This is a genomic window from Phyllobacterium sophorae, from assembly GCF_003010965.1.
Taxonomy (GTDB): Bacteria; Pseudomonadota; Alphaproteobacteria; order Rhizobiales; family Rhizobiaceae; genus Phyllobacterium; species Phyllobacterium sophorae.
The window spans coordinates 1-6,577 of record NZ_PGGM01000033.1 but is presented as its reverse complement, the minus strand read 5'-3'; the positions used below and the strand labels follow the sequence as shown (position 1 = coordinate 6,577).

The following is a 6,577-nucleotide window of genomic DNA, read 5'->3' as shown; positions in this document are numbered from 1 at the left end:
GGCGATGGAAAGCCGGGTATGCCGGTCAGTTCCAACCCGCTAAAAGGGGCGGATATCGCCGCCGCCTTCTCCGGAAGTGGTAGGTCCACACCACACCACACCAACAATCGTAGTGCCTTTGTTGAACATTTGCGGCTTTCTCTAGTGGCCGCTGAACTGGAATGGGCCGATTTGCATGGCCCTCTGCCGATCCAGCTCGCGTGGAGCAAGAATTTTGAATTGGAAACATTCGCAGAGCGCATGGCATGGCAAGCGCACCAAATTCGGTATAAGCTGGACCCATGAATGAAGCTCAGCCTCTGTTCAGCATGTTGCGCCAGTCGGCCCAGCCACGCATCGTTGATGCCATCGAGCGGCTCGTTCGCGAAGCGCCCGACCGCAACCTTGGCCGCATTAATGCACTCGCATTTGCTGCTGCTGAAGGTTTTGACGAGGAACAAACCATCAACTGCTTCCTGCAGGCATCGCATTTGGGCCTGTTCGACATGTCCTGGAATGTTCTTTGTCCTGGCTGTGGCGGCGTACTCGATGCCAATACGACGTTAAAGACCGTGCAGAGTGAGGAGTATACCTGTGCGCTCTGCGCGGCCGGCTATGAGCCCACGCTGGATGAGATGGTTGAGGTAACCTTTACCGTCAGCCCGCGCGTGCGCCGCATCGAGGCCCACAATCCGCACCAGCTTCCGCCTTTGGAGTATTTCCGCCAGATTTATTGGGGCTCGGGCGTCGATCTGCCGGAGGAGAATTATGAGGCAAAGGTCGAGGAGTTTGTTTTGGAGTCCCTTGAACTGCCAGCGGGAGAGAAGGCTGTCATCTCACTGCAACTGCCGGCAGCATTCGTCATTATCTTCGAACCAGTAACGCACGCCGCGCAGTTCCTCGACGTGCAGGGCGAACCCACAAGGGAGCGGCAAAGCCTTTCGCTTGTGTTCGACCGTACACACCGGCATCATGAGACCCTTAATTTACGCCCCGGTCCACTGCGCATCCTGGTGGAAAACCACACTGATGTTCGCGTCTTGCCATCGGTATGCGAGGCAAATGAAGCGCTGCATACGTTACTCGGCAATCGCCGACCGTTTTTGACGGCCAAGCGCCTTCTGTCCAATCAGACGTTCCGCGACGTCTATCGCACCGACACGATCGACGTGGATCAGCGGCTGAAGATCACCAGTCTCACCTTCCTTTTTACCGACCTGCGCGGTTCTACCGAGTTATACGAAAGAGTCGGCGATCTTGCAGCATTTGATCTGGTGAAGACCCACTTCGGTATCCTCAACGAGATCGTGGCTGCCGAGGCGGGCGCTGTTGTGAAGACGATCGGGGATGCTGTGATGGCAACCTTTCCGACACCTGACCGGGCGGTGGCCGCAGCGATGCGGATGCGCGATGCGATGCACAGTCTCAACCAGGAACGCGGCAACGAGGATCTGCTCCTGAAAATTGGCATCCACGAAGGGCCTTGCATCGCGGTGAGCCTCAACGAACGACAGGACTATTTCGGCCAGACAGTAAATATTGCCTCGCGCGTCCAGCACCTGGCCACGGCGCGTGAGATCTTTGCCACTGGTTCCGTGCTTCAAAATCCTCGCGCCTCTGATCTCCTTTCCGAGCGTGGCCTGAAACCGATGTCGCACAACGTCTCGCTTCGGGGCATTACCGATCAAATTAGCATCTTTACGATTCCATGAGCCAGCGCCGTCGTTCGGTGCTCCCAAAGATAGCAGCATCATCCTAGTCAAAGGGCGTAGACCCTACCTCTAAATGCCAAGCTGACGCTGTGCACTATCGTGCATATGGTTACAGGCCGTGCTCGCACACCAGACCGCTTTGCATGCGTGTCTGTGTATTGTGGTCTGGTAGAACTGGGAGGGTAGAGGCAAGGATCGTGGGGCGGTGTCCTCGTCTCTCTCCTCCCTTTTTGAATGTGGCCAAACCGAAAAAGCGATTTATTTCTGCCTAACTTGAGATTGTCCCGCTCCCCCCGCACGTCGTGCATCTGACGTGCGACCATTCGCCGACCGTTCCATTGGGGCAATGCGGGCACTTTGTCCCGTCTCGCAGCAGACTGGCTCCGCCGCATGACGGGCACATTTTCACGGTCCATTCCTGAATAGTCCCGGCGCCATTGCACGCATCGCATGAACGCTCTCCTGGTAGTGTCTGTTGTGTGGGTTGGACAATCGTTTTACCCGGGCCAGGTTCTTGGTTGCCCTGCATCGCCTGTCCGGCGATAGCCGCCAGGACGAGCGCGCCAACGAGCAAACCAATGCCTGTCATGACACCATCGCCGCCCTGCTGAAAGAAATACAGGGACGCCAACAGGCAAACGGCAGCGGCAACACCAACCGTGCCAGCAATCTGAGCCTGATGATGCTTGATCCAAAATACAACGAATACGACGAGTGCGACGATTATAAATATGACAACGTCGCCGGAAATACTAGTTTGCTTTATCAGTCCATAGCCCAAGCAGGCTGGAATAATAAGTCCAGCAATAAAAGAGAAATATTTCCCCACAACGCCGCCCCCAACGCTATTCTACGTCTTGTCAGTAGAACACAGCGCTGGCTGATCACAATCAATCAATTAGAAGTAAATACCGCAAGTAATTCGTATATACCGCAGCCTTCAACTATAAGCAGCCCCGGCGCGGTTTTCATGACCGCCAAATCACTGGCAGTCGAGACTGGCCAACGACGGGCGATCGCGATAATTCATGCCTGCTGTCTCGACCAGAACATCGCACAAACGCGTTTGGAGCTGTCAACAACGGCCTTGGCAAAGGAGCCCGGCCGCCAATGGGGGCAGCGGCCGGGGCGCTGACACGATTGGGCAATTGGGGATTGGGTCAGCGGGTCAAGGCTGCGCCACTATGGTTAACAAATAATGAAGGTTGGCTCTCCAGGCTGGCTTTGTATCTGCCATATCGGCTTGCGTCGCTTAAATTCCGTTGGTGTACACCGACGACGCGACGATCACCATCGCCGCTACGATGATCAATGCCAGGAGCAGCATGTCCTTGCTCACCATGTTCTAGACCAAGCCAAGACCATCATTCGGCTGGGCAACGGTCATGGGATGCAGGCAATGTGCCTCTCTTCGCCGTCATTTTCGATGGCAATGAAATTCTCAGGTCGCGATCGTTTCTTCGATTCATGCTGCTACGCGTTGATTTCCCATTACGGCCATCGCGATTTGACGAGGCGCAACCAGTCTAACGCTAGACGATCGCTTCACACCAGGGCCAAATCCGAGGTAAAAAAGAGACCTGGCCCGAGAACATCGAACCAAGTCTCATGAAGCTTCGCCGTACCTACTCGCCTAGTAATCACGGTGAGACTTCAGCTGTTACCAGCGACAGAGCAACGTGTGTTAGTGGAATAAGGTTCCGCAAATAATCAAGAAAACCCGTTAACCAGAATGCCATATCCTCCATCTGCCGCTGTCAGATGGGCTACAGCGCAAAACATCCTTGACTCCTGCTTGTCAATCTACGGCTGATAACGACGGTGAGATCCTGCCTTCCCCTGAATTCATGAGCCCGGTTATCTTAACACCGGCCTTTCTCACTTCGCCTCAAGGGGACGGCTGGGCGGTCCGGTTTCTGAACAAGTAGGAGCGACAGATGAGCTGCGTCCCAAGACAGGCATCCATGGCACCAATGACATTCAGCGCGTCATGCCCGTGGGCGCCCCGTGCCAAGTGGCCCAAGATGCTGTTTAGAAATTCGTCTTTATTGGCCAAAGGAAAGCAATCCGTCGCTGCTTGACGGGTATTACTCCTGTAGGGAAGCAAACCGAGCAAACTTTTTCTGCATTCATGCGCCCAAGCGGCCTGTCCGTGCTAACATGTCGCCGGGTGCGGTGATCCGATTTCGTCCAACCTTCGGTTCATTCAACACGCCCGATGGAAAATTGCAGTCAAACGTGGGGATATGCGCGATGAACAGACGTGGTCCTTTAGGCGGGGCGATTGAGATCGCCTCTCTCTTTCCAACCAGTGTTGGTCAAGCGAATTCGACGACCTTTGCGCCCAACCAAGTTTATTCGCTCGTTACAGGACAGGAAATCCCCTTTAGTGCCGCCAATCCGAAAGCAGCGGTTGATCGCCGGACCGAACTGATCGACTTCTGTCGGATATTATAGCGGCCGATGAGGTATCGGTTGCGTCGCATAGGGCGTTTGCTCGTTGCCAGTCTGCTTGCGCTGGTTGTTACGATTGCAACAACATGGGCGGTGATGGCACTTTGGTACCGGCTGCCTTTTCCGCCGCCCGCAAAAATCACCGTCGGATGCTTGTTCGGACTGCTTGGCCTTGCAACAATCGTGATGCTTTTCACGCGCTTGCGCACTTGGTCACTCATTGGGTTTGTGGGCTGCTTCGGTTTGCTGCTGACATGGTGGAGCACGATAAAACCGCTCGCAGATGCGGATTGGGCCCCTGAGGTCGCCCGTCAGGTCACCGGAACGCGCAACGGCGATTTGCTGACGCTGACCAATGTCCGTGACTTTGAATGGCGAAGCAAAAGCGACTTCACCGAGCGTTGGACGACGCGTACTTACGACCTGAAAACTCTCAAGTCCGCCGACTTATTCATGTCCCAATGGGGGAACCCAAACATTGCCCACGTCATCCTGAGTTTTGGTTTTGAGGATGGCAATTTTATTGCTTGGTCGATCGAGGTGCGGCGGCGTATCGGCGGCGCGTTTTCGCCTGTTGCCGATCTCTTCAAGAGCAATCCGTTGGTGATCATAGCGGCTGACGAACGCGATGTGATTGGCGTTCGATCGAATTTCCGCGGGGAAGACGTTCAGATCTATCGCCTCAAGGCGTCGCCGCAAGCTGCCCGGGCGTTGCTGCTCGAATATGTCGTGGACGCCAATGCACTTTCCACCACACCCGAGTTCTACAACTCAATTACGACGAACTGTACGACGACGATCGTCAAGATGATGCGTGCGGTGGGTGACGTAGTCCCCTTCGACTGGCGGCTGATCGTCAACGGATACTTGCCTGAATACGCGTACGACCGTGGCGCGCTGGACACCCGCCTGCCGCTCGCCGATTTACGAGACCGTGCTCACATCGAAGAGCGGGCAAAGACGGCGGGATTGTCGGCGGAGTTCTCCCGGCTCATCCGCATCGATGTACCATCGCCATCGGGCAACCCGGGAGGAAACTGATGAGTGCGCTCACGATCGGCGGAATCGTGTTCGTGTTTCTGTCTCTTGCCATATCGATGGGAATGATGCTGAGCCTCCGCTTGCCGCATCACCATCTAGGTGCCGATTCGAAGGATACGATCAAGCTTGCGACAGCCGTGGTGGGCACCTTGTCGGCCCTCGCGCTCGGCTTCCTGATTGCGTCAGCCAAGACAACATTTGACGTTGCTGAAGCTGAGCTTAGAACCTCGGTAGCGCAGGTGGTCCTTCTTGACCGGGTCATGGCGCATTATGGTGCGGAAACAGCCGGAGCACGCCAGGCGCTTGCGCAGTTGGTAGAGGCCCGACTGCAGCAAAGTGGACAGGGTGGAGGAGAGATTGCAACAGCGGGGATAGAGCCCGTGCAAGATGAACTGCGGTCCCTCATCCCCGAGGTGGAGGCAAAACGCTTGCTGCAGTCACGTGCGCTTGAGGTTAGCGGGAAAATAGCCGAGGCACACTGGTTGCTGGTCGAACAGGAGGGCGAGGAGCCTCCGTGGGCCTTCCTTGCAATTCTGGTCTTCTGGCTTGCGCTGCTGTTTTTCACATTTGGGCTATTGTCTCCCCGCAATACAACGGTCGTATCCATCTTACTCGTGTGTGCATTATCGGTGGCAGGAGCAGTATTTCTGATTATCGACATGGCGCATCCGTATCTCGGCTTTATTCGTGTCTCCGATGCGCCGTTGCGCATGGCCCTTGAGAATCTCGGGCGAACCTGAACCTGCCACGCAGAGCGCTGCGCTCAGCCAATGTTCGATTTTGAACACTTCCCATGTTCCTCGCCCCGGGATTTGGGCCCATCACTTGTGGAAGAGATGATTGCGGCAGTATCGAGGGCAGCTTTGATATCTTTCGGCAGGTCAATCGAGATTGAGGACGCATTGAAGTCGCTACTCGGGAACAGATTGATGCAAGTGCGGGATCTGATCAGTAAATCATTGCGATGCGTTGCCCGGCCAGGTGCCGCGATATACCAAGGGGGTCGTTCCCGTTTCTCGCCGGAAGGCATTGGAAAAATGGCTTGAACTGGAGAAACCACAGGACAGGGCGATATCGGTGACAGGCCTGGAGGAATGGCGCAAATAGTCCTTTGCCCGTTCGATCCTGCGCCGGATAATGAAGGCGTATGGCGGACAACCGAGCGTTTGCCTGAATGCGCGGCAAAAGTGGGGAACGCTCAAACCGGCAAGGTCGGCCAGTTGTAAAAGCGACAAGTCAGCCGTGAGGTCATCGTCAATTTTCTCAATCACCCGGTTAAGGTTCGTGGCGGCGAGCCCGCCTTTGCGCACGGGGGGCGGATATTTCTGCTTGCGCATCAGCTGGGTGAAGATTGTGGCGGTATAGCTCTCGACAAGCATGGTGCTGAGCGG

7 protein-coding genes are annotated in these 6,577 nt (G+C 55.6%); 6 read left to right on the top strand and 1 reads right to left on the bottom strand.

Annotated elements, in window-relative coordinates; all coding sequences use genetic code 11:
- The 6 genes from CU103_RS30830 to CU103_RS30810 all read left to right on the top strand — a co-directional run.
- On the top strand, nt 1-285 hold a 285-nt coding region (locus tag CU103_RS30830), incomplete at its 5' end, for a hypothetical protein (RefSeq protein WP_210203869.1).
- Nucleotides 282-1,691: an adenylate/guanylate cyclase domain-containing protein gene (locus tag CU103_RS30825; RefSeq protein WP_106667817.1), complete on the top strand. Its 1,410-nt coding sequence runs from the start codon at nt 282-284 to the stop codon at nt 1,689-1,691. The genes CU103_RS30830 and CU103_RS30825, both read left to right, overlap by 4 nt.
- 514 nt (nt 1,692-2,205) lie before the next feature.
- Complete coding sequence (locus CU103_RS30820) at nt 2,206-2,826, top strand: hypothetical protein (protein ID WP_146147913.1); 621 nt, start codon at nt 2,206-2,208, stop codon at nt 2,824-2,826.
- Nucleotides 2,827-3,944: 1,118 nt separating this feature from the next.
- Nucleotides 3,945-4,148 (top strand): hypothetical protein, encoded by a 204-nt coding sequence (locus tag CU103_RS31265; RefSeq protein ID WP_146147912.1) that lies wholly within the window; start codon nt 3,945-3,947, stop codon nt 4,146-4,148.
- 18 nt (nt 4,149-4,166) lie between these two features.
- Entirely contained in the window at nt 4,167-5,186 is a 1,020-nt protein-coding gene (locus CU103_RS30815; protein WP_106667815.1) for an Lnb N-terminal periplasmic domain-containing protein, read from the top strand.
- On the top strand, nt 5,186-5,926 hold the full coding sequence (locus CU103_RS30810) for a bestrophin-like domain (RefSeq protein WP_106667814.1): 741 nt from the start codon (nt 5,186-5,188) through the stop codon (nt 5,924-5,926). The genes CU103_RS30815 and CU103_RS30810 overlap by 1 nt, the downstream gene beginning before the upstream one ends.
- Before the next feature lie 216 nt (nt 5,927-6,142).
- Here CU103_RS30810 and CU103_RS30805 read toward each other — a convergent pair.
- Nucleotides 6,143-6,577 (bottom strand): helix-turn-helix domain-containing protein (locus tag CU103_RS30805; RefSeq protein WP_146147911.1); only part of this gene is annotated, 435 nt, incomplete at its 5' end.